The sequence below is a fragment of the Bradyrhizobium genomosp. I (2014) genome, from assembly GCF_000261685.1.
Lineage (GTDB): Bacteria > Pseudomonadota > Alphaproteobacteria > Rhizobiales > Xanthobacteraceae > Bradyrhizobium.
Genome location: NZ_AJQE01000249.1, coordinates 1 through 20,916 on the forward strand (window position 1 = coordinate 1; position 20,916 = coordinate 20,916).

The 20,916-nt window shown below is 57.3% G+C and carries 11 protein-coding genes and 1 pseudogene; 4 read left to right on the plus strand and 8 right to left on the minus strand.

The features are described 5' to 3' along the window. Together IC50_RS23420 and IC50_RS23425 are read left to right on the plus strand one after the other, a co-directional pair. Positions 1-439: plasmid partitioning protein RepB C-terminal domain-containing protein (locus IC50_RS23420; RefSeq protein WP_035710244.1), on the plus strand; the 439-nt coding region annotated here is incomplete at its 5' end. Between the two features lie 3 nt (positions 440-442). Continuing rightward, positions 443-1,339 carry a plasmid partitioning protein RepB C-terminal domain-containing protein gene (locus tag IC50_RS23425; protein ID WP_035710247.1) on the plus strand — a complete coding sequence of 299 codons (897 nt, stop codon included), beginning with the start codon at positions 443-445 and terminating at the stop codon, positions 1,337-1,339. A gap of 49 nt (positions 1,340-1,388) precedes the next feature. Here IC50_RS23425 and IC50_RS43735 read toward each other — a convergent pair whose 3' ends face one another. From IC50_RS43735 to IC50_RS23435, 3 genes are read right to left on the minus strand one after another with little or no spacing between them, the layout of a single operon-like run. Further along, on the minus strand, positions 1,389-1,523 hold the full coding sequence (locus IC50_RS43735; RefSeq protein ID WP_277996254.1) for a hypothetical protein: 135 nt from the start codon (positions 1,521-1,523) through the stop codon (positions 1,389-1,391). Then, positions 1,520-1,909 (minus strand): response regulator, encoded by a 390-nt coding sequence (locus IC50_RS23430; protein WP_035710250.1) that lies wholly within the window; start codon positions 1,907-1,909, stop codon positions 1,520-1,522. Before IC50_RS23430 ends, IC50_RS43735 begins: the two co-directional genes overlap by 4 nt. A gap of 12 nt (positions 1,910-1,921) precedes the next feature. After that, a complete protein-coding gene (locus IC50_RS23435; protein WP_081492493.1) occupies positions 1,922-5,518 on the minus strand; it encodes a GAF domain-containing protein in 3,597 nt (1,198 codons plus the stop codon). A 662-nt stretch (positions 5,519-6,180) separates the two neighbouring features. Here IC50_RS23435 and IC50_RS23440 point away from each other — a divergent pair. Further along, the gene (locus IC50_RS23440; protein WP_050991069.1) at positions 6,181-7,095 is read left to right on the plus strand and encodes a class I SAM-dependent methyltransferase; all 915 of its coding nucleotides are present in this window, start codon (positions 6,181-6,183) and stop codon (positions 7,093-7,095) included. Between the two features lie 369 nt (positions 7,096-7,464). Here IC50_RS23440 and IC50_RS23445 read toward each other — a convergent pair whose 3' ends face one another. Both IC50_RS23445 and IC50_RS39270 read right to left on the minus strand, forming a co-directional pair. Then, on the minus strand, positions 7,465-10,293 hold the full coding sequence (locus IC50_RS23445) for a type I restriction enzyme HsdR N-terminal domain-containing protein (RefSeq protein WP_081492494.1): 2,829 nt from the start codon (positions 10,291-10,293) through the stop codon (positions 7,465-7,467). Positions 10,294-10,722: 429 nt separating this feature from the next. Beyond that, a pseudogene (locus IC50_RS39270) lies at positions 10,723-11,671 on the minus strand (IS630 family transposase). A 460-nt stretch (positions 11,672-12,131) separates the two neighbouring features. On the opposite strand from IC50_RS39270, the gene IC50_RS23460 reads away from it, so the two are divergent. Continuing rightward, complete coding sequence (locus tag IC50_RS23460; RefSeq protein ID WP_035710259.1) at positions 12,132-12,926, plus strand: hypothetical protein; 795 nt, start codon at positions 12,132-12,134, stop codon at positions 12,924-12,926. On the opposite strand, the gene IC50_RS23465 is transcribed toward IC50_RS23460, so the two are convergent. From IC50_RS23465 to IC50_RS38455, 3 genes are all read right to left on the minus strand, one after another. Next, positions 12,887-14,647 (minus strand): phospholipase D-like domain-containing protein, encoded by a 1,761-nt coding sequence (locus tag IC50_RS23465; protein WP_050991071.1) that lies wholly within the window; start codon positions 14,645-14,647, stop codon positions 12,887-12,889. The two genes, IC50_RS23460 and IC50_RS23465, sit on opposite strands and share 40 nt — an antisense overlap. Then, positions 14,644-18,135, minus strand: a complete 3,492-nt coding sequence (locus tag IC50_RS23470) for an AAA domain-containing protein (RefSeq protein ID WP_035710261.1) — start codon at positions 18,133-18,135, stop codon at positions 14,644-14,646. The genes IC50_RS23465 and IC50_RS23470 overlap by 4 nt, the downstream gene beginning before the upstream one ends. 448 nt (positions 18,136-18,583) lie before the next feature. Then, positions 18,584-20,866 (minus strand): EVE domain-containing protein, encoded by a 2,283-nt coding sequence (locus tag IC50_RS38455; protein ID WP_050991072.1) that lies wholly within the window; start codon positions 20,864-20,866, stop codon positions 18,584-18,586. Positions 20,867-20,916 lie beyond the last annotated feature (50 nt).

A 20,916-nucleotide genomic window follows, 5' to 3' on the forward strand; every position in this document is an offset into this window, starting at 1 on the left:
GCACCGGCTGCTCCGCGCCGTTGAGGCGGGACAGATGCCGGTCAGCATCGCCGTCATGATCTCGCAAGCACAGGATAACGAGATCCAATCTGTCTTGCAGCAGGCCTACGAGGAACGCCTGCTGCGGGGCCAAAAGCTGCTTGCGGCTAAAAAGCTGATCGAGCAACGCCGCCGCCGCGGAAAAGGCTACAAGACCGGTCCAAGACGAACTGACGGGGCGCCCTTGAGCTCGAATGCGCTCTTGCGCGCCTATCGGCAAGACGTCGACCGCAAGCGCGTGTTGATCCGCAAATCCAACAGCACCAAGGCGCGCCTGATCTTCATCCTCGAAGCCCTACGCAAGCTGTTGGTCGAACCAGAGTTCCTGACAATCTTGGAGGACGAAAGGCTCGATACGTTGCCCAAGAACCTAGCGCTGCGGCTGCATGGGCAGGCTTAAGTCATGGCACGCCGTCCCCATATTTCGGTGCGGATGGGCTTTGAGGAGCGGACCGCCATGGTCCGGCTGGCCGATATTCAGCCCTTAAAGCTCGTGTCCGAGGAGGTGAAGCGTTCGCCAAAGTACCGGCAGATCGCCGCCTCTGTCGGCGAGATCGGGCTGGTCGAGCCGCCTGTGGTCGCCCGGAGCCGCGACACCTCTGGCAAATTCCTGCTTCTGGACGGCCATTTACGCCTGGAGGTTTTGCGAGACCGCGGGCTGCTCGAGGTCGAATGCCTGATCTCAACGGAAGATGAAGCCTTCACCTACAACAAGCGCGTCAACCGCATCGCGATCATCCAAGAGCACCGCATGATCTTAAAGGCGATCGAGAACGGGGTTTCGGAGGGGCGGATTGCCAAGGCGCTGAACGTCGATGTCGGCAGCATTCGCAAGCGCCGCAAACTGCTCGACGGCATCTGCGCTGAGGCCGTCGACCTGCTCAAAGAAAAGCATCTAACCCTCAACTCCTTCTCTGAGCTGCGCAAGCTCGCGCCCTTGCGGCAGATCGAAGCCGCCGAGCTGATGATCGCGATGAACAACTTCTCGAATAGCTATGTGCGCTCTTTGGTGGCGGCGACCCCGCGCAATCAGCTGGCGGCCGGCTACACCCCACGCGGCCCCAAGGGCCTGTCGGATGAGCAATTGTCATTGATGGAGCGGGAATCGGCCTCGCTCGCCCGGGAATTCAAAGTGGCTGAACAGACCTACGGCACCGATCACCTCGATCTGGTTCTGGCGGTCGGCTTCGTCTCAAAGCTGCTGCGCAACGGCAGAGTGGTCGGCTATCTCGCCAAGCACTTTCAGGAACTGCTGTTTGAATTCCAGCGCATCACCGAATCTGAGGCCAATGCTGCTTGATCTGCTCAGGCGCAATTGAATCGACTTGGCGGCATTCGCGTATGCGTTGTTATGACATAAATCGGCCGTTGACCGACACGGAGACGAAGCTGACCTGCCCGTCGCTGATGTGCCGACGGAATCTCTGCACGACGAGCTTTTTCACATCCGGATCATCGTCGACTACCAGGACGGTAGCGGTCATGCTGTTTGTCCGAGCCTTGCGTCGATCTCTTGGCGAAGCTGCCCGAAGTCGATCGGCTTGGTCAGCAGGCCCTCCGCGCCTCGCTCAAGCGCCGTCCGCCGGGTTTCCGCATCGCCATATGCCGTGATCATGATCACTGGGACCTCGGGGCGCTTGGCGCGTAGCTCCGGCAGCATCTCCAGCCCACTCATTCCGGGCATGTTGATGTCCGACAGGACCAGGACCAGCGAGGGATCACAGACGTCGGAAGCGCGCTTTAGCGCAGCCGGCGCGGAAGTCGCGAATTCCATCGAAAAGCGGCCGGCGCGCAGCTCGCGCCGAAAATGCTGTCGAAGCAATGTTTCCAAGTCGGGCTCGTCGTCCACAACGAGAATGTAGACGCTCAACTCCTGCCTCCGCTATTGCCTTACCCCGATGCGAGGTAGCGTAATGATGAACTCGGTAAATGCCCCCGGCTCGGTCTCGACGTCGATCCTGCCGCCGTGTTGTTTCACAACTATGTCGTGGCTCATGGAGAGGCCGAGCCCTGTTCCCTCGCCGGCGGGCTTGGTGGTGAAGAAGGGGTTGAAAATCTTCTCTCGGACCTCCGCCGGAATCCCGGTGCCATTGTCCCGAATCCTGATCTCGACTTCACTTGCCAGCGCTCTCGTTGTCGCGCTCACGGTCGGCTCAAAGGAACCGTCGCTGGCTTCTTTGCGCTTGTACGCCGCATAGAAGCCGTTCGAGATCAAGTTGAGAAGTACCCGCGTGATCTCTTGCGGATAAAGCTCGGCCGTCCCGGCGCTCGGATCGAGGTCGCGCATGAGGGTGACGTTGAAGTCAGGCTTTTCCGCGCGTGCGCCGTGATATGCAAGGTTGAGGCTTTCGTCGACAATCGAGTTGATGTCGGTCAGACGACGTTCGCCCGAACCCTCGCGCGAATGCAGCAGCATGTTCTTGACGATGGAATCGGCGCGGTTGCCGTGCTGGACGACCTTCTCGAAATTGCCCCTCAGCATGTTCACAAGCTCATCGACCTCAGCTCGGATCTTGTCGTCGAGTGCGGCGCTTCCAAGCAGCTCGTCGAGCTCGTCGATCAATTCGGCAGAGAGCGCAGAGAAGTTGTTAACGAAATTGAGCGGATTCTTGATCTCGTGCGCGATGCCAGCAGTGAGCTGGCCCAGTGAGGCAAGCTTCTCGGTCTGAACTAGGCGGTCCTGGGCGGCCCGCAATTCATCAAGGGATTTGGCGAGCTCGCGGGTGCGCGCTTGAACCTCCTCGAACAAGCGGACGTTGCCGAGCGCGATCACCGCCTGATCGGCGAAGGTCTGCAAGAGTGTGATCTGATTGTCGCTGAAGGGCTGCACCTCGGCACGCCGAAGTACGATCGCGCCTATGCTCTCGCCCTCGCTCATCATCGGCACGGCAAGAAGGGTGCGGCAACCATCCTGCCGCGACATTGCCTGCGCAACAGGAAAGTTCGTACCTTCCTCAGAGAGGACATCGTGCATGTGGATCGGCACCCTCTCCGCAATCGCGAACCCCGACACGGAGGTGCGGTCGTCGGTCCACGTCTGTGTGCCCATTCCGATCGGCCCGTGGTGCGCGCGAACGACCAGATCGCATCCCTCCTTTAGGACAAGAACGGCATCATAGGCTTGACAGAGGTCGCAAGCGCTCTCGACGATCGTACGCAAGACTGGCTCAACGTCCGTCGGCGAGGAGGCAATCACTTTCAGGATGTTGGCACTTCCAGTCTGATACATCAGTGCCTCGGAAAGGTCGCGCGTCTTCGACTGCACCTCTTCGAACAGGCGGACGTTTTCGATGGCAATAACGGCTTGGTCGGCGAAAGTGGAGACGAGTTCGACCTGCTTGTCGGTAAACGGCTCAACTACCTTGCGAGCCAAAAAGAGCACTCCGATCGGCTCCCCGGAGCGGAGAAGCGGAACTCCGAGCAGCGTGCGATATCCGGCTGCTTGCTGCATTTCCGGATAGGAATAGTCGGGATCGGCCAAGACATCAGCGATCTGCACCGCATTGCGCGCCAACAGCACCCTTCCGACGAGGCTGCCGCGTCCGGGGCGGAGCCGAACGCCAGCTGCAATCTTCACCCAATCGACCGAAAAATTGTAGTTGGTTACGTGCTGGAAGCCGTCCGTCTCGTCTTGCCGTGTCATCGCAGCCATATCCGCGTTACATAGCTGCGCGGCCGATTCGGTCAGGGTATCGAGTACGGCTTGCAGGTCGAACGCCGAACGACTGATGACTTTGAGTACGTCCGCGGTCGCCGTCTGCTGTTGCAGTGCCTCCGTGAGATCACGCGTCTTCGCCTGCACTTGTTCGAACAATCTGACGTTCTCGATCGCGATTACCGCTTGGTCAGCGAACGTTGCAACCAGTTCAATCTGCTTGTCCTCGAACGAACCGACGGCAAAGCGGAACAGGTTGATGACACCGAAGGAGTGCCCCTCCCGAACGAGCGGGACGCCGATCGCGGCCCGAAAGCCCATCAGTTTTTGTGCCTGCGGACGACCAAAATCGGCATCAGCGAGAACATCCGGAATCCGAACGGGACGACCTTCAAGAATAGTTCGGCCAAAAATCGAGCTGCGCTCTGCTCTTGTCGTGTAGGTCTGGAAGTGCTCGATCCATTCGGGTTTGCAGCCATAGGTGGCCGCAAGCCGGTAGCTACCCTCGTCCTCATAGCGGATCGTTCCGATGTCGGCGTCGCACAGGCGGCAGGCCGACGAGAGCAGGGCATCCAGCACCGTCTGCAGATCGAACGCCGAGCGGCTGATCACCTTGAGCACGTCGGCGGTGGCGGTCTGATGCTGCAAGGCCTCACTCAACTCACGCGTCCTGGCCCGAAGCTGCTCGAATAGGCGAGCGTTCTCGATGGCGATCACGGCTTGGTCGGCGAAAGTCTGCAGCAACTGAACGTGGTGATCCACGAAGGAGCCGACTTCGACTCTCGTCACGCTGATCAACCCGATCGGCATGCTGTTGCTCATCAAGGGTGTGAACAGCATGCTGCGGAAGCCACGCGCTCGCGCGATCTGCTTGATCTGAGAGTCGGGAAGTGCCTCGATGTCGGCGATCTGGACCGGTTTGCCGCCCTGAGCGAGCTTGAAGGGCTCAAATCGGGCGACGGGGCTCGGAAATCCGGCCTTCAGCACCTCGTCAGCAGCCGGGCTGGTTGGCGTGAAGGCCGCAAGATGGGCGACGTCGTCGACGAAGCGAAAGACCGCCGTCGAAAAGCCGCCGATCAGGCGCTTGGCGCTGCTCGCGATGGCATCGAAAACCGGCTGCACGTCGGACGGCGAGGCGGCGATCACCTTGAGGATGTCGGCGGTGGCGGTCTGCCGCTCCAGTGCTTCCTTTGTTTCGTTGAACAGGTGCGCATTTTCGAGCGCGATCGCCGCCTGGTCGGCAAAGCTCTGCAGCAGCACGAGCTCTTCATCGGAGAACGGCTCGAGTCGGTCGCGATGGACGATCAGGGATCCGATCGCGCTGCCCTGACTGCGCAGCGGCGTGCCGCACATTGTTCGTGTGCCTGCGGCTCGGGCGTGCGGCAGGCCAGGAAACTCAGCCAGATCGGGATCCAGTTTGTCCAGATCCGGCGCATGAATTTGCTGGTTTCGTCCGACCACCGCGCCAGGCATGTTGCGGCCGCCTACCTTTATGGCGGTCAGCGGTATGGCCTCGCGAATGCGTTGGGCGCTCGCCCCGTAGCGATAGGCTTTTCCCCATTCGCCATTCTCGGCGAGCTGGATCGAGACGCTGGAGGCACCGAACAGCCGCGCGGTGGTCTCCGCGATTTGTTCCAGCGCGCTGTCAGCATCGCCGGAGGTACCTGCAATGGTCGCCAGGACCTCCGAACTGGCAGCCTGTCGCTCGCGCGATTGTGCCAGCTCGCGCTGCAGGCGCTCGGTCTCGGCGGCGCTCGACTTCAGCTTCTGTTCGAGCTCGGCGATCCTACGCGCAAGCTCGGAGTCCTCGGACAGCACGGGCATCGATAAATCCATGTCGCCCGGAGCCTACCGGGCCAAAACCTCACGATTATTCCACCGTCGATCCCGGCCGGCCAGCAATATCGATGCGGGATTTGGAACAAATCGTCCGAGAAGCATTCAGAAGGCCGCCGGGACAGCTTAGCCCTTGCTGGGCGCGGATTTGCGCCTGTGAGACCTCCGTGTTTAGAAGCTGGCAGCACCGGCCCAGATCGGCAACAGCATCCCCGCAGGCTGTGGACCGAATTCTCCGGGTTTGTCATCAGCGCGACTATAGCTAGTCTGGCGCGCCATTGGCGAAAATGGCGGTTGCGAAATCGCTCGTCAGGACACCCACCCCCCGTAGCGCAACTGCTGAGTTGTGACTTTTCGTATGGGTTAAGGGGTCGGTCGGGCCAGGCTTTGGCGACTTCCAGTCTGCCCTGGCAAGCCGACTTCTCAGTGCCCGCACCGAAACTTCGCGCTCAGACAAGCAGCGCCCCTTGCAAGTATTATAATTTAGCCAGCCCAACGGCGCGCCAGGCCTCAGCCAATGGCGTGAATACAGCCGGCTCAGAGAGCCAATTCCGGGCTTATGGTGCGCACCAAGTTGCATTACCTTCGAAAGCCTCGTCGGTGGCGCGCCCTGTTGTGCAGCGATACAATTCGTCCGGAGAAGGACTGGAATGATGGAGTCATTGCCCAGCCGCACCGCACTGGCGACATCGCTGATGAGAGCGTTACATTCGCGGTTCGACCCCTTTCCTCTTTTCGATGACCCCTGGGGCGATCGACTCGTTTCGGAAGCCGAGCGCGAGAGGATGACCGCGCGAATATTGGCCCGCATGGATGAGGACACGCGTGCCCACGCCCTCCGGAGACCGGCTTCTGTGTTGAACGAATTCCTGCTGACCAACACCGCCTTGCCAGGGGTGGTGATTCGCTCCCGCTATGCAGAGGATGCGCTGCGCGAGGCGGCAACGAGGGGCATCAAACAATATGTCTTGATCGGCGCTGGGCTGGACAGTTTCGTGCTTCGCCGCCCTGCTTTTTCCGACGCCCTGACGATCTTCGAGATTGATCATCCGGCGACCCAGACGATGAAGATCCAAGGCATCAGGGAATGTGGAATGTCGCTTCCACCGTCCGTGCATTTCGTCGCTGCCGACCTCGCCAACGAGGACCTGGAATCTGTCTTGGATCGCTCTCGCTTTCGGCCAGGCGAGAAAGCATTCTTTTCGTGGCTGGGCGTTTCGGTGTACCTGACACCCCAGGCCAATCTGACGACCTTGCGTGCGGTGGCAACTTGCGGTGCTCCGGGGAGCGAACTTGTGTTCACCTATGTCGATCAAGCTGAGTTCGCCCCGAACGCATCGCGATCAGCGCACGACGAAAATGCCAAGGTGGTCGCGCAAATCGGCGAGCCCTGGATTTCAGGATTCTATCCCGATGAAATCGCCGACGAACTCGCCCGTGTTGGACTCAATCTGGTCGAAGATCTCGACGGCAAGGCGATGTGGGAACGCTACCGGGGAGCAAACACCACGCTCGGGCACCCGCCCACGACCTTGCACATAGCCCTAGCGCGCGTGGGTAAGTGACAGCCCATCCCCGAGCACTGTTGAGCGCGGTGCAGATAACCGCTTCGGGTGATCAAGGGCCGCAAACCAGTCCGGCCATACGTCCGCTTTTCGCCCGAAGAGCTGTCGTCATTCGGATATCCATTGTTATGGAAGAACTAGGCCTGTGGCTGACTAGACGGGTACTCGAAGAGCCCGCCGCACACTGAAGATGCTACGCTCACATCGACCGCGACTAGAGTCGTCAATAAGCAAGTGCACGAAGGATCCAATTCCAGACATTCATTATCGAGCGCCCCAATGATGGCGCGGGTTAACTCCCCGCACACTCTAAGCATTTGCAGAGAAAGGAGAGCGCCATCAAACTCCCGTCGCACGCGCTTTTCAGCGTCAGTCGTGCCGAGGCATCGACGAGAACACCGCTTCTAGATCGCTCTTCAGCAAACTGCAGACATCGTGGATTGCGGGCGTTGCGCCGTCAAAGTGGCCGTTCCATCGCCGACCAGAGAAATCCGCGAGCTGCGTAAAACCGCTATATCGAGGAAGCTGCGCGTTAGGTCGGCCCAGCGCGGCGAGTGCCGCACGTGTTCGCTCGACTTCCTCGCGTACTTGCTCCTCGCCCTCGAACGAGGGAGCTTGGACGTCAAACACCACGTCGGCACCAGCCTGTTGCCACATCGCAACTGGCGACCAGCTGAAATAGATCGTTGAACCTCGGTAAGGCGGCTCGCGCTGCACTACCGTCAGTTTCCACCGCACCGGGAGCAGAGGGAAAAAGGACATTTCACGGGCGATCTCCGAGAAAGTGGTTTCAACAATTTCCGCATATATAATTTGCACACGGCGATATTGCTCGTCTAGGACGCGGCGAATCACCTCTTCCGTCTGAACGTCAACCTTGTCGTCCCACCCGAGGCGGATCCACCATGGATCGAGCGCAGATAGTCCATTCGCACGTAGGATCGCTATGTCGTCGAGCAGTTCCTGGATCAGAAACCGCTGATCGTCGGAAAACGCGCCCGGGCTCACGCTCTTGTCCTTATGAGGCAGAAGGAGCCGCTCGAGGGCACCGAGGTCCATATCTAGAACCACCGGAAGATCATATTCTCGCGCAAGGAACCGACACCGGCCCAGAAGCCGATCCTGGGCTAACGCCGTGCCGCCCTTGAACGCCACGAACTTCACCGCATCCGCGACACTCTCTTTCAAGAGCGCAATGGCTACCAGGCGCGCACTATCCAAGCGATAATGCGACAAATCTAGACTTACGCCGCGTAGAATGCCTGGAAAAGAGGGGACCTCTACTTTAACAGGGGGCGCCTGACTCGGTTGCCTCGAATGCAACTTGTAGGAGAGTGCTTTGGAGGAAGCGCGCAAATTACCCGTCGCGGCGAGATCACTTCCCCGCTCGCCTGTGATTTCTTCAATGACGGTCTGACGCAGGGCGGGGAAAAAACTTTCGAGGGGTTGCTCTATTCCCTCAAGCAGTTCCGTCAGGTATTCCTCTGAGAGCTTTTCTGGATTGAGCTTATTCAATTCGGACGAAACGTCGAAGCGGTACCGTAGCGCATCAAAATACACATAGGGACCCGCTTCAGTTAGGCGTTTCCACAACACTGTTTGGAGCCGACGAGTTGGGAGTTGGGCCATCAACAAAACAGGAAAAAACGAATCCGCCGGCATCGGCAGCGCCGGAATCCTCGTGAGCAACTCGGGTTCAATTCCTGATGCCATCGTCTTGGCACGCAGGTAATCTGCGAGCGCTTCGTGTTGGACCTCGATAGCTGAACCATTGACCCGAGCCGCATCGCATGCGACGAGTTCGTTTAGGGCCTCAGCCGGGACGCCATCTTTTTGCATCAGCGCGATCACCCGATCGCCGGTAATCGGTCCATCGAGCGTTGCATTCGCGATTAGCGTCAGCGCCCTTTCACGACGAATGAACGACACGACGTCGGTTCCATCAGTCTTCAGCACGTTTTTCAGCCAAGACTGGAACAACGGCACGAGCTGGTTGGGAAATACGTGCTCACGTTTCCAGTAGTCCAATGCCAATTGCAGCAGGAGCGGATTTTCGCAAAGCGCCGACAACGTTGGAGGCATCATTCCAATGATCGAGAAGAAATTACCACTCCCGTCGTCGAGAATGGTTTTCTCAAGCTCGCGTCTCTCAGTCTCTGTCAGAGGTGATAGTGTGAACAGGGGAAGAGCGACATTTGGCCTGGCCGCTTCGCGCGAGAACACAAAGACTTGGGTGAGTGGATAGTCGCGGAGAAGATTGGTTATCTCCGTGCTCAGATGCCGTTGAAATCCTGGCGATGCGCTCTCGAAACCATCGCAAACGATTGTTGCTCCGGCAGTGCGCAAGCGATCCGTTAGCACGGATTCGGTTACGCCTGGCTGGTGCGCTGACAACCGACGCTGCATGAATTTCACAATGGAAAGACCTGTTTGCTCAAGGTCAATCGCGGGAATGTCGAACGGGACGCGGGCGTTGCCATTGCGCCAGCGATTTTCGATAGCCTGCCGGAACAGCCGGTTTGAGAGTGTCGTTTTTCCATAACCTGAGGGGGCGACCACGACGCAGCCGGACGGACATTCCGCAAGGAGCCTACCTGTCGCCGAGTTACCCGTTGCGCCCGCGCGATAGACGGTCCGATCGATGGAAGCAGCATACCGCGAAGTTCGCTTCAGTTCCGCCGTCTCATATCGACCAAAGTCGGAGGAAGCATCGAGGATTGTCTTGACGTGGAAGCTGCGGCAGTAATCGGCCACAGCCGTCTTAGCGAGAAATTGTTCAACCGTGCCGCGGCTTGCCGCAAGATCTGCAATCGGTACTTCGAAAACGCGTTCACTGTCCTGCGTCGCCTTGAGCTGCCAGATTTCCATCTGTTCGCCGTTGGTGAGCAGCAAAAGTGGCGCTCTCAGATTAGCCGCGTAAGATTCCCCTTGCAGCTTGCCATTTGGCAAGGCTTCGCCCGGCGCCTTGGCCTCAACAACGACAAGCGAGGTATCCCGGGTATGCAGTGGACCATTGAAACAGACGAAATCCGCTTCTGGTTTGCGTCCCACACGGCCTTCGCGGAATTCTACCGGATACTTCGATGCTATATCGTCCGGTTCATAGCCAAGAGCGTGCAATAGTGGAACGACGAGACGAAGCTCAACATCAGCCTCGTTCGTGAAATCAGCGGGTGTAACGCTCCAGAAGTCAGACATTTGAGGCTAATCAAGAGTGCCGATGAGTGAACCCGCGACCGGATCCAACATCGGATGTCATTGTCAGGTAAATTCCGGGCTTGGTCATTATTTCAAGCATATGGCTTTTGAGAACTCCGAGAATAACAGCGTGGACGCCGCCTGGGCTTTCGAAATGAATGTTCATGCTCGCGAGGCGGCGTTGCCATAGTTTTCTTTCCAGACGCTTTACGATGTCATGGTGGATTGAGGGTGTCGAGGGCTTACCAGTTTTCGATCGCCCAGCGTTCGCCTTCAAGACGTCGTTCCGCGTTGCTGCATTGTCGATTTTCTACCTTTCAAGTCAGCCACATACGCAGACGCGCTCATCTGTCTCGCGGTCACACGCAGAAGTGCCAAGGTGGACGAAGCTGGCTCTCTTCCGGCCTTAGCAGACCTTCCTAGAGCGTTTCATTTTTTTATGGAAGCGTATCCAGCATTAACGAAATAGTTGCTGCATTCGCCGGGCAGAACGTTTCTGTCGAGGTGGCCGATGTAGTCGCAGGCGTCGTCGATCGCGCGCTTCTGTGCGATGCGCATCCAGTGCTTGATCTTGGCGAAGACTTGCTCGATCGGGTTGAGGTCAGGTGAGTACGGCGGCAGATACTATAGCCTTGCGCCGGCTTCCCTGATCATTTGCCGGACGGTCGGCGACTTGTGGCTCCCAAGATTGTCCATGACGACGATGTCGCCAGGTTTGAGCACTTTGACGAGTTGCTGTTCGACATAGGCGCGGAAGCTTTCGCCGTTGATCGGTCCGTCGAACACGCAAGGCGCAGTGAGCTGGTCAGAGCGTAGGGCACCGAGGGAGGTCAGGGTTCGCCAGTGACCGTGCGGCGCAAAGCCGTGCAATCGCTCGCCCTTGGATCCCCAGCCGCGCAGCGGGGCCATGTTGGTCTTGATCCAGGTCTCGTCGATGAACACCAGGCGGGTTGGATCGAGGCGATCCTGCAAGCTGCGCCAGCGCTGTCGCCGCCGCGCGACGTCGGCGCGGCCCTGCTCAAGGGCGAACAGTGTTTTTCTTGAAGCTGAGACCTTCGCGTCGCAGGAAGGTCCATACCGCATGGTGTGAGACTTTCACGCCTCGCGTGGCAAGTTCGTCCTTCAGCCCGTGCAGTGTGAGATGTGGCGTCTGCCTGATCCGCTCCAGGATGAACGCTCGATACGGCTTCAGAACCGGCTTACGGTGACCGCCCATCTTGCCTGGCGCCACTGAACCTGTCGCGCGATAGCGCTGCCGCCACTTCACAACGGACGACACTGCAACATCGAACCGGGCCGCCACAGCATGACAACTCTCGCCGGCTTCCACCGCCTTTACGGCTCGTTCCCGAAGACCATTCGAAGGAGGTCGGACCATCCCATGCTGGCCTCCGATCCAACCAGCATCTTGAATCACAAACCGCCGCCCGACGGAATCCCCCCCGATTCAATCAATCGATGAACCGCTCTAGCCCTGAGCCGCTGATCCGGTGCGGACGGCTGCCCTGTTCGCAAATCAGACGTTATGGAAGAGTTGGGCCGCTGGCCCATATTGGCTTTGCCAAATATCTGCACCACTCATCGAGATTTTAAGAGCAATTCGGTCACTGAACGATGTGCGTGAGAGCCTTCTACTCATTCGACAATCGCTGTGATCCTTCGATCGGCCACCACTGAGACGGCGGCCTTCTTGCGCTAATGATAGATCGACCTCGAATCCACCGCCGTCCGTGCCGTCGCGCTTGAAAGGATGCTTCACCTCTGTGCCCTCTGGCCGGACAGTTACAAGACACTTCAAGGGTGCTATATGTGATGATCAATCTCCGAGGAACACTACTTTGAAGCGCCAGGATCCGATTGGTCCGGAATTTTACGTGCCTCTTGCCACGGCGGAAAGGATTTCGGATGCGGCTTTCTATTTGGCCGCAGCATTGTCTATTGTTGTGCTGCTCATCGATAAGAACGCACAGCCGAGACTATACGGCTCCATTCAAGCGACATTCGCTGTATCAGTGGTGGCAATATTCGTCAGTGGAATTATCACAAAGACCTATTTCGCTGCGCGCGCACACTCAAGCAGATCCAGCGATTTCGTTTCGAACGCCTTCGTCGTCCCCCTCGGGCCTAATCCCTCGCACGGCTACTACAACACCTCGGCGAAAGATCCATTTCTCCGCATTGCGGCGTCTGTCTTGGAGAACACGCTATTCACCAAGTCTATCCTCAAGAAGATGCTCCATTTCGAGCGTGCTCGGATAAGCATTTACGGCGTTGTCTGGCTTTGGGCCGCATTCTACCGCGCCACTGACTTGGAATTGATCGCGGCTGCGGCACAAGTCTTGTTCAGCGAACAATTGCTCTCTCGCTGGATCCGAATGGAATGGCTGCGTTCAAGAGTCGAGGGTCTGTACGACGATTTGTATGCTTTGATACAATCGACGTCGGACATCAGAGATAAACGATTTCAAGCGCGTGTAATCAATGCGCTAATCCGGTACGAAACAAGTAAGGCTCAGGCAGGATTATCAATCTCATCGCGCATATTTAAAGCCCTGAACGCAGATTTATCCTCGAAGTGGCGATCGATCTCTGGTCAACTCGGGCTTGCCTCACTCGAGGAGCCTGAACCATGATTGACTTGCTGATCCGATTGATCGCGCAGCTTCGCGGTCAGGATAGAGCGGATCTCGGGACCTTCGATGAAGGCTCCCATCTCGGCACCTCGTGAGCGCTTGACGTCGGCAGACGTCGCCAACCAGTTAAAGCTTGATATCACAAGATTATCATTGTCCCAGCCCAAATACTTACCGTGCATATCCTGGACGCGCATGAGTTTGATACCCCGCCTGTTGAGTTCGCTGGGCATCGGCTCTTGCCCCTCTTCGAGCAGGAATTTGCTTGGGCGGGCGTACTCAAGCTTAACATCTACTCCGCGGGAAGCAGCTGTTTCCATAGATACAAGCACTGAGGTCTCGGCGGACAACCCATACAGATCACAAGCGATCTCTATATCCTTCACCGCGCGGTCTCGCGCGAGTGTCACGCAAGCGTAGTGGTCGTAATCGGAGACAAGCGAGATAGAGTACTTTCCTGCCTCCGGCTGCGTTCGGACAATCTGCTTCAGCTCCGACCAAATGGAATTCAGTCTGCGTGCCGTTCCGCTCCAATTGCCGACGGCGGGCAGTTGATTGGAGAGAAGGCGGCCCAAGACTTTAGACGTAAAAAGTGCACTTCGCGTTCGAAGTGAAATTTCCATCCAGTCGAATTCGGACGACAGGAAATTGCAACTGCCAATGACCGTTGTCCATCTTCCTGTGTCTCTGTCATCGTAGATAACGACTTTTGCGTGGGAACCCGACGAGAGGGGTGATAGGTGGATACGCGCCCGCCCGGCAGGGGGCAATTCTGCCAGCACATCTGTAGCGTCGGAGAACTTTTTGGGTGGCTGCGGCGCCTCAGGATCCACGTGTAGTCCCCAAAGCAACTCAACTCTCACTCGACGTCTCGCGGCGCGTTCTAAGTCGGGAAGCAATGCGCGTAGTGTCTCCGAGCTCAAGAAGCACGAATGTATAACGACTGCGGATTTGGACCGATCCAGAATCTCCCGGAGCAACCTGAGATGGGCAGGACCACCGACGATGATATCGTCTGCCGAAAGGTCATCCTTCGCCCCCTCCTGAACGATGTTTAGTTTCGTTGAGGGAGAGACATTATCATCGTCTTTGATTTCAGCTGAAGCCTTGACCAAGGTCTGGCGCAAACCAAGAGGCGAATTTGCAGCGAGGCCCGTTTGGACCTCGTTGAACGCGATGCCTACCCGAGCATATAGTAGAGATAGACCGCGAAACTGCGGTGCAGTCGGCACCAAGCTTTCGTTCAGGTTCAAACGAAATAGGTCTCGAAGCGAAGCATCGTTAGGTTCAAATGTGTGCAGTAGAGCATCCAGCCTGATAGCGTCGATCGGTAGGTCCTTCTCATGCACCAAGTCGAGATCGTCCGACCGCATCCAATGGCCGGTCAACCTCTCCACGCACACTGAGTCCCAACGAATATCATTCTGAAGGCGCTCTGGGAGGCTCTCCTCCTTTGCGTGACGCTGGCCGGCCGGAGTCGCTGCGAAATAGACCTTTCCATTGTCACTTCGCACCTCGATCCAATTTGCACGCAACAGATTGATAAGAGCTTCAACTACAAGCCTGTGCGGCACATTAGCCATAGCTGCTAAATCTGACGCTGAGCGCTTTGCGGCTACGCTCTCGATAAGAAGCATATGCTCAAGGATGCTCCATCGACGGCCGAAGCTATACAAGTAGCTAACCGACATCCTATAGACGGGAACGTAAAGGTACTTCATTTTGATGCACGTACTTTTGCCAAGATCCCTGCTTTCTCCGCCGCTGTCATCTCCTTCATCATGCGGCCTATGTAGGCGTGCTCGTCATATTCATTCGTAGCCGCGGTGCACCTTGATGCAAAGAAATCCCAACTACCCACAACGATTAGCTTTTGCTTCGCGCGGCTGAGAAGCACATTCATTCGATTCTTCTCTTTCAAAAAGCCAACACTTTTCCATGGGGGCAGCGCATTGTTTCTCACCAAGCTTACGATAACGATGTCTGCCTCCGATCCCTGGAACTCGTCCACGGTCGCCCCCATCCTTTTCCCATGACCGAGATCGAACGGCTGTTTGAACATGTGATTGAGTAGACCGGCCGAGTAGGCTCGCTCGATCGCGGTTCGAATTGCATCCAGCTGGCCGTTGTAGGGGGACAAAATTTGCAGAGCGCAAGGTTCGTCGCCGCGCGCGTGGATCTGCTGAAGCACCTTGACAACCAGCTCAGCCTCGGGCCTCGAAACAAAGAGGCCTTCGACTTCACCTTCCGCGAAAGCTTCCTTCCGTTCCCAAGGCACGTCACACCAGACTACCCGTTGCTCCGGTAGCCAAGATGTCGCGGCGATTGCAAAGGGAGGAGGGGCCTCGAAGTGTTTATGAGTCTCGGGAGGCGAATGAAGAATAGTTCCTCCATCCTCTGTCGGGTAGAATACCTTGCCAACCAGCTCGGCGATGTGAGGGTGCATACGGTGTTGATCGGTTAGGATCGCGGCCGGAGCATCTTCAGAGACGGCTTCGGTGCTTCTTGTGAAGATTGTCTCGAACAACTTCACCATTCTCGCCCATTCGGCACAGCGATCAACAAACGGATCTCTGCTTTCGTCATCAGCAACGAGTGATGGATCAACCAGATACCCTGCGAATTGAGCGCCGGATTGGATGGCCTTTCTGACCTTGAGGGGATCGCCGAGCAAGTCAGTAAAGCGCCTAACGTTGAATGGAGGCAGCTGGTGGTGGTCTCCAATGAGCAGCAACCGATGGCTCTCCTGGAGCGCGGTTGCCATATCGAAACCATGCGCCTTTCCCGCCTCCTCGATTATTGACCAATCGAAACGACGACCACGTTCGGCTAAGTCCGCGAGGTCGGGCGAATTTAGGGTCGAGAAAGTTAGGTTCGCTGCATCCTGCACCAGCACTTGCGTTGTGCGAACGTCGGTATCGGCTTCCGTGCTGCGACCTCGCTCGTCCCCAACCGCGGAAGCCAACTTATCCTGTAGGTGTTTTGGAGCTCGACGTGTCAACTCGCTTTCACTCAACTGCTTCAGAAGTTCATCTGTAACCTTCTCGGGGCTATCGCCGTCACCGTCTCCCGCGCCCAAGCGGAGCACTATCGGACGACTTTGCTTATCGTGAGCATCGTATAGTTGGGAAAGCTTACTGCGAACGTCATCAACGGTATGATGCGAATGGGCCGTGATTAGGATTTGCGCACTGGAATCAACAGAGAGCAATCGATCAGCAAAGGCCTTTATCAATGTCGTTTTGCCAGTGCCGGGAGGCCCCTGAATTGCGAACGCGGGCTGCGTCTGCCAAACCCGCTGAAGAGTTGTGAGCTTGGAAGCGTCAAGTGTAATCGATGCGTTGGCCGGCGGTAGCGGATCGGAGTTTCTCCGTGTGACCTCCTGAGGCGCTGATATGAGCCGCAAAAGTCCCTCGAACAGGCGCAAATCTTCAATGGCTTTGTGCCTTCGTCTTATTTGGGCAAGAGTTCCACCATGGTTTCGCGCGAGGTACGCCCGGCCCACACGCACAACGACCGCGCCCTGGGCCCTGAAGTAGTATTGTGGTCCCTTCTGGTGCGGCTTAGCTCGAAGAAACCGCCAGTTCGTTGAAGGTGAATCACCTCCAATAGTGCGCCGCTCCAGGAATGAATACCTATCGTGCTTCGGGTCCTCTTCGTCATCGGCCGTAACGGCTTCTGCACCCAACTTAAACCAGTCCTGGATTTGTTCGGCGGGCGGATCCAAGTTGAGAAATCGGGCAAGATCAGCTCTCTCGGGTTCCTGGACCGGGGTCACAACAATTGTGGTATCATTCGCACTCTTGTCGACCTCTAGAATTTCAACTGCGCAAATCTGCGCAACGGTCAATACGGTGTCGAGCTGCTGAGTTACGCGAAAAAATTCATGGACGGTACGTAGATTAGCGGGAAGCTCGATCTTCTCAATTCGTATGGGGAATACTTTATCCCACTGTGCTGCCCTGTCGCGGACAGATCGAATGTTATTTCGAACGTGAGGAAATAACTGCACATCGATTTTCCGCTGACCCATGCTAAAAAGTTGATCATCCGAATTGGTGCGCGGGAGTCTCTCGATCCCCTCACAAAATCCGATATCCCAGGTGTTAAGGCCGTCGACAGACCAATTGCGCACCCGGTATTCAAGCTTCTCACCTCTGAGGACATAGTACGGCGTGGGTATACTGCGTCCGACTACGCGAACGTCCCCTTGCAGATCCTTTCTTATCCAGTCCCGCTGCGCGATTGGGTCATGTGCGCTTGCAACCCCCTCCGACACCACTTCGATCGTCCGTGCAATGTCGAGGCCGGAACTAAGTCGGATTGCAAGGACCAAGCTCCTGCCGGATGACGTTGTTACAGAGCTTAGATCCCTAATAATCTGGCGTAGCAGTTGCTCGATTTCCTCAGCATCAACCAATCGCTGCTCTTGATTGTCCTCCAACAGGCTTCCGATAAAATCGCGCTCTCTCTCCCGGAGGTTCGTCAAATTGCTAAGCAGTCCGCGCAGCGCCGCTCGCTTCTTTGTGCTCTTAAGAGGCACGCCAAAAAGCTCCGCAGCTATCAACCCGAAGTCATACCAGTCGGTCGCGGTCGAGTATTCGCCGTCCAGCCTATCTAGTTCTGGAGCAGCGAATGAGTTCTTCCGCAAGACCTTTGATGCGCCACTGTCCAAGCCTGCCAAGCGTAGCGACCACTCGAATCCGCTCAGCCGGAACTCACCTTGACCGTCCGGACTTACAAACACCGAGGAAGGTGACAACGAGCGGTGCAGCGTTCCCTCTCGATGTAGAATGGCCAGCGCCTGGGCGATACGAAGCAGGCCTTCCCAGAGCGGCCGCCTTCGGCCCACTTCCGAGAGGTTCAGGAGCCAGGGATACCTCGACCGGTTTTGGAGCACATCAGCAAGAACCTGCCTACGGCCGCCATCGAGGATCGCGAAGTAGTACTTATCGTCAGTATCGAGATCGCGCAGCTTCACGAATAGTTCTGAAGCACCCGGGTAGCCTTGGAGCCGCATGAGGCCTCGCACCTCTCGATTCCAAAGCGCTTGGATTGCGGCACTATCACCAAGTCTTTTGCTCCAGAGCTTAGCGTAATAGATGTCCCCCACGTCCTCAGCTTGCCAGACATCCGGTATTCCGCGCTTCGGATCGCCTGGAACAATCTTACGCACCAGCTTGTATCGACCGACCCTCTGCTCCGCCATATCCCCCACCTTCGATCTCAGGCGAATCTTTGCAGTGTCGCCTAAGCTACTCGTGTAACACGCGAGCCTGCCGCATTCCACCAGCGACCCGTGCACCTCCGTCTCTGTGCCACTTCGTTCCCATGGAGAGCCGCTGTTGGACGGATCGAAGGGGCGGATTATGCAGCGAAAGCCCTTTTTCGGCCGCCGCTGTACATCAAAATATACGCCGGTCCTTTCGATATCCGTATTTCACCGGAGCCCGCGGCACGAAATAGGTTCGCAAATGAGATGTTATGGAAAAGTCGGCCAGCGGCTGACACATCGACAGTGTTGGATCAGCCCTTGGCTTGCAAAATAGCCAATGGTCTCTGAGGCGGCTCCTAGCCGCCTTCAGTTTGGATCGAGCACAATGGCGCGATGTATCTGTGATTTACGATCCTTAGGTCGGTCTAGCCGCCGGCATCCCTTAATCAGCCATTGCCAGGGGCTTTGGTTCGATAATGAGGCGCCGAACTGCTAGCTCCGTGCCACCGATCCGAAATTCAAACATATTATCGCTGATGTGCACTTGGATCCCGCCGTAGTGAAGCTGCCGGTGATGGTTCGCACAGACAGTCATCACGTTAGAAGCTGACAGCGAGCCTACTTCCTTCGTTGACACCGGCATCACATGGTGAGCTTCGATATACGGCTCACCGTTCTTCTTGAGGAAGCCAATCGGGTTGCTTCCTAGTGCTTCGCAAACTTGGCACTTGAAACCATTGGTCTTTTTGACGAGGTCGCCAACCGGCCCGCGCTCAATTCCCTTGCTCACCCGTACCTTAACTTCCGGGCTCGCATTCATATACTTCCGCTCTAGGGCCGCGAGCTGATCGGCCACCGGATTGTCACTTGGCGATGGCGCAAGCTCATCGAGATCTTCCCCGAGCAGCGACATCACTGCGTGAAAATCATTATCGGTGAGAGGAAATGAGGACGCTTGAAAGCCGTTTAATAGCAGCCGTGACACATCTGGCCGTACCGTCCGCAGCCGCTCGATAGTCAGTGGTCGCGCGGCGTAAGACTTCAGATAGCGAATGTTGACGGTGGGCCAGCCGGGAACGCGCTCAGCACCAGCTGCCCAAAATTCACTGCTCGCGCCGGTCCCATCGAAGGCCGCGCTTTCGACCTCGCAGAGGGCATAAATCCCCGCCTCAAGTGGCGGATTGCCATCGCGCTCTGCTGCACTGCGTTGATCTACGCCGACACGTATGATCGCCAGCTGTCCAGGGGCAAATCGCTCGCGGTCCGACGGTCGGATCCCCCATGTGTCGCGCTCAATGTTCTGCGTAAGAAATTTGTCGATGGCCCATTTCTTTGGATTGCATACGAACACCCAATACGTCGGTGCAGCGCCAATATCGGCTGAGGGCATCGCGCCATCGACGGCGGCATGGATGCCTGCAACAGCAGTGGCGAGCGCTACTGAGTCGCCGGAAAACTCGTTCCAGACGACTCCCTCCTCCTTGTTACCTCGCACGAGACCGACTCTACCGTCTGCCGTGTATTTCGGATCAAAACGCCGGAAATTCATCATTTTCATGTAAACGCCGTTGGCGTTCCGGAAGGTCTCAGCATCGGTAAGGCCCGAGCTGCGCCCCATTCGTCCGAGGAATGCCGAAAGCTCAGCGACTTCCGCGCTATCCTTGCCAGGCGGCGCGTCGCGGAAGCGAAGGTATAAGTCGAGCGCCAGGATCAACTCGTCGCGCGACCAGGGAGGATTGCGCCGCGCGGTTGTTTCCTCGTCGGGCTCCGTCATTGATACCGGCTCAATGGTTTGCCACCCATAGGCCCAGGCGCGTACCTTGGCTTCGTTGACGCTGAGCTCATTCTGCCATGGCAGATGCGCTTGCCCTGGTAGGCCCTCCGATTCACCTAAGACTCGTTCAAAGTCCCGCGCAGTCCAGACGTGCGCCAGCGTGGCCGCCTGCATAGACTGGATAGGAAAGGCCCAACTGCGATCGCGTTGGTTCCACGCGCGGGCGAATGGTTCCACCGCCGCAAGACCCAATGGCGGTAGGCCCACAAGATAACAGGCAAAGTCAAGGCGTGACTGTATATTGCCGAATGCTCGACCAAATTGGTGCAGATCGCCGAGACCGAGCGTGGCAGCTGCCTCAGCATTTGTATGCGGCGGGAGGTGTCCGCCGTTTGACTCCGCGCGCGAGCGCAGCCAGTTGACCAGTGTCTCGGTGCGGACTTGAACCGGCGTAATCGCCCTCGCAGGTGGCCTATCGCTACCGGTTGGCAGCCCCAGCGTGCGCCGCGAATACCAAATCGCGCGAGCGGAAAATTCATCCGGATGATCGACGATGATTTGCTCATAGGACAGATCAGCGAGGTCAGCATCGACCAAGGCCTGAAAACCCTGAGTAGGTCTTAACTTGGCAACCGCAGCTTCGGCCGCATCCGTGAGGCCCCGGTTTCTCAATTGAATGAAGGTACGCGTGGCATCCTTGCCTTGGCGCTTCATCACGCCGACGTATTCGCTCACGGCCTCGACAATCTTTTCTTCGGCTGGCGTGAGGTCTTTCAGGTCAAGACCGGTCCGCTCACTGATGAGGGCGCGGCCGAGCTCCGCTGATCGGGCTTTAATCGCTTGCCCAACCTCACCGTCAATCGCGTTACGTCGCTCCGCGTTCTTCTCGAACTGCGTGAGATCCTCAAATGTCGAGATACCCCGTATGATACGCGCGAGACGTTCTTCCACTTCGAACCTCTGCTTGAATCGAATGCTGCCATCTTGCCGGAAACGCCGAG

What these genes read in the sequence shown, in the direction of transcription:
- IC50_RS23425 (WP_035710247.1), top strand. Translation starts at nt 443, where the DNA reads ATGGCACGCCGTCCCCATATTTCGGTGCGGATGGGCTTTGAGGAGCGG.
- IC50_RS43735 (WP_277996254.1), bottom strand. Translation starts at nt 1,523, where the DNA reads ATGACCGCTACCGTCCTGGTAGTCGACGATGATCCGGATGTGAAAAAG.
- IC50_RS23435 (WP_081492493.1), bottom strand. Translation starts at nt 5,518, where the DNA reads ATGCCCGTGCTGTCCGAGGACTCCGAGCTTGCGCGTAGGATCGCCGAG.
- IC50_RS23440 (WP_050991069.1), top strand. Translation starts at nt 6,181, where the DNA reads ATGATGGAGTCATTGCCCAGCCGCACCGCACTGGCGACATCGCTGATG.
- IC50_RS23445 (WP_081492494.1), bottom strand. Translation starts at nt 10,293, where the DNA reads ATGTCTGACTTCTGGAGCGTTACACCCGCTGATTTCACGAACGAGGCT.
- IC50_RS23465 (WP_050991071.1), bottom strand. Translation starts at nt 14,647, where the DNA reads ATGAAGTACCTTTACGTTCCCGTCTATAGGATGTCGGTTAGCTACTTG.
- IC50_RS23470 (WP_035710261.1), bottom strand. Translation starts at nt 18,135, where the DNA reads ATGGCGGAGCAGAGGGTCGGTCGATACAAGCTGGTGCGTAAGATTGTT.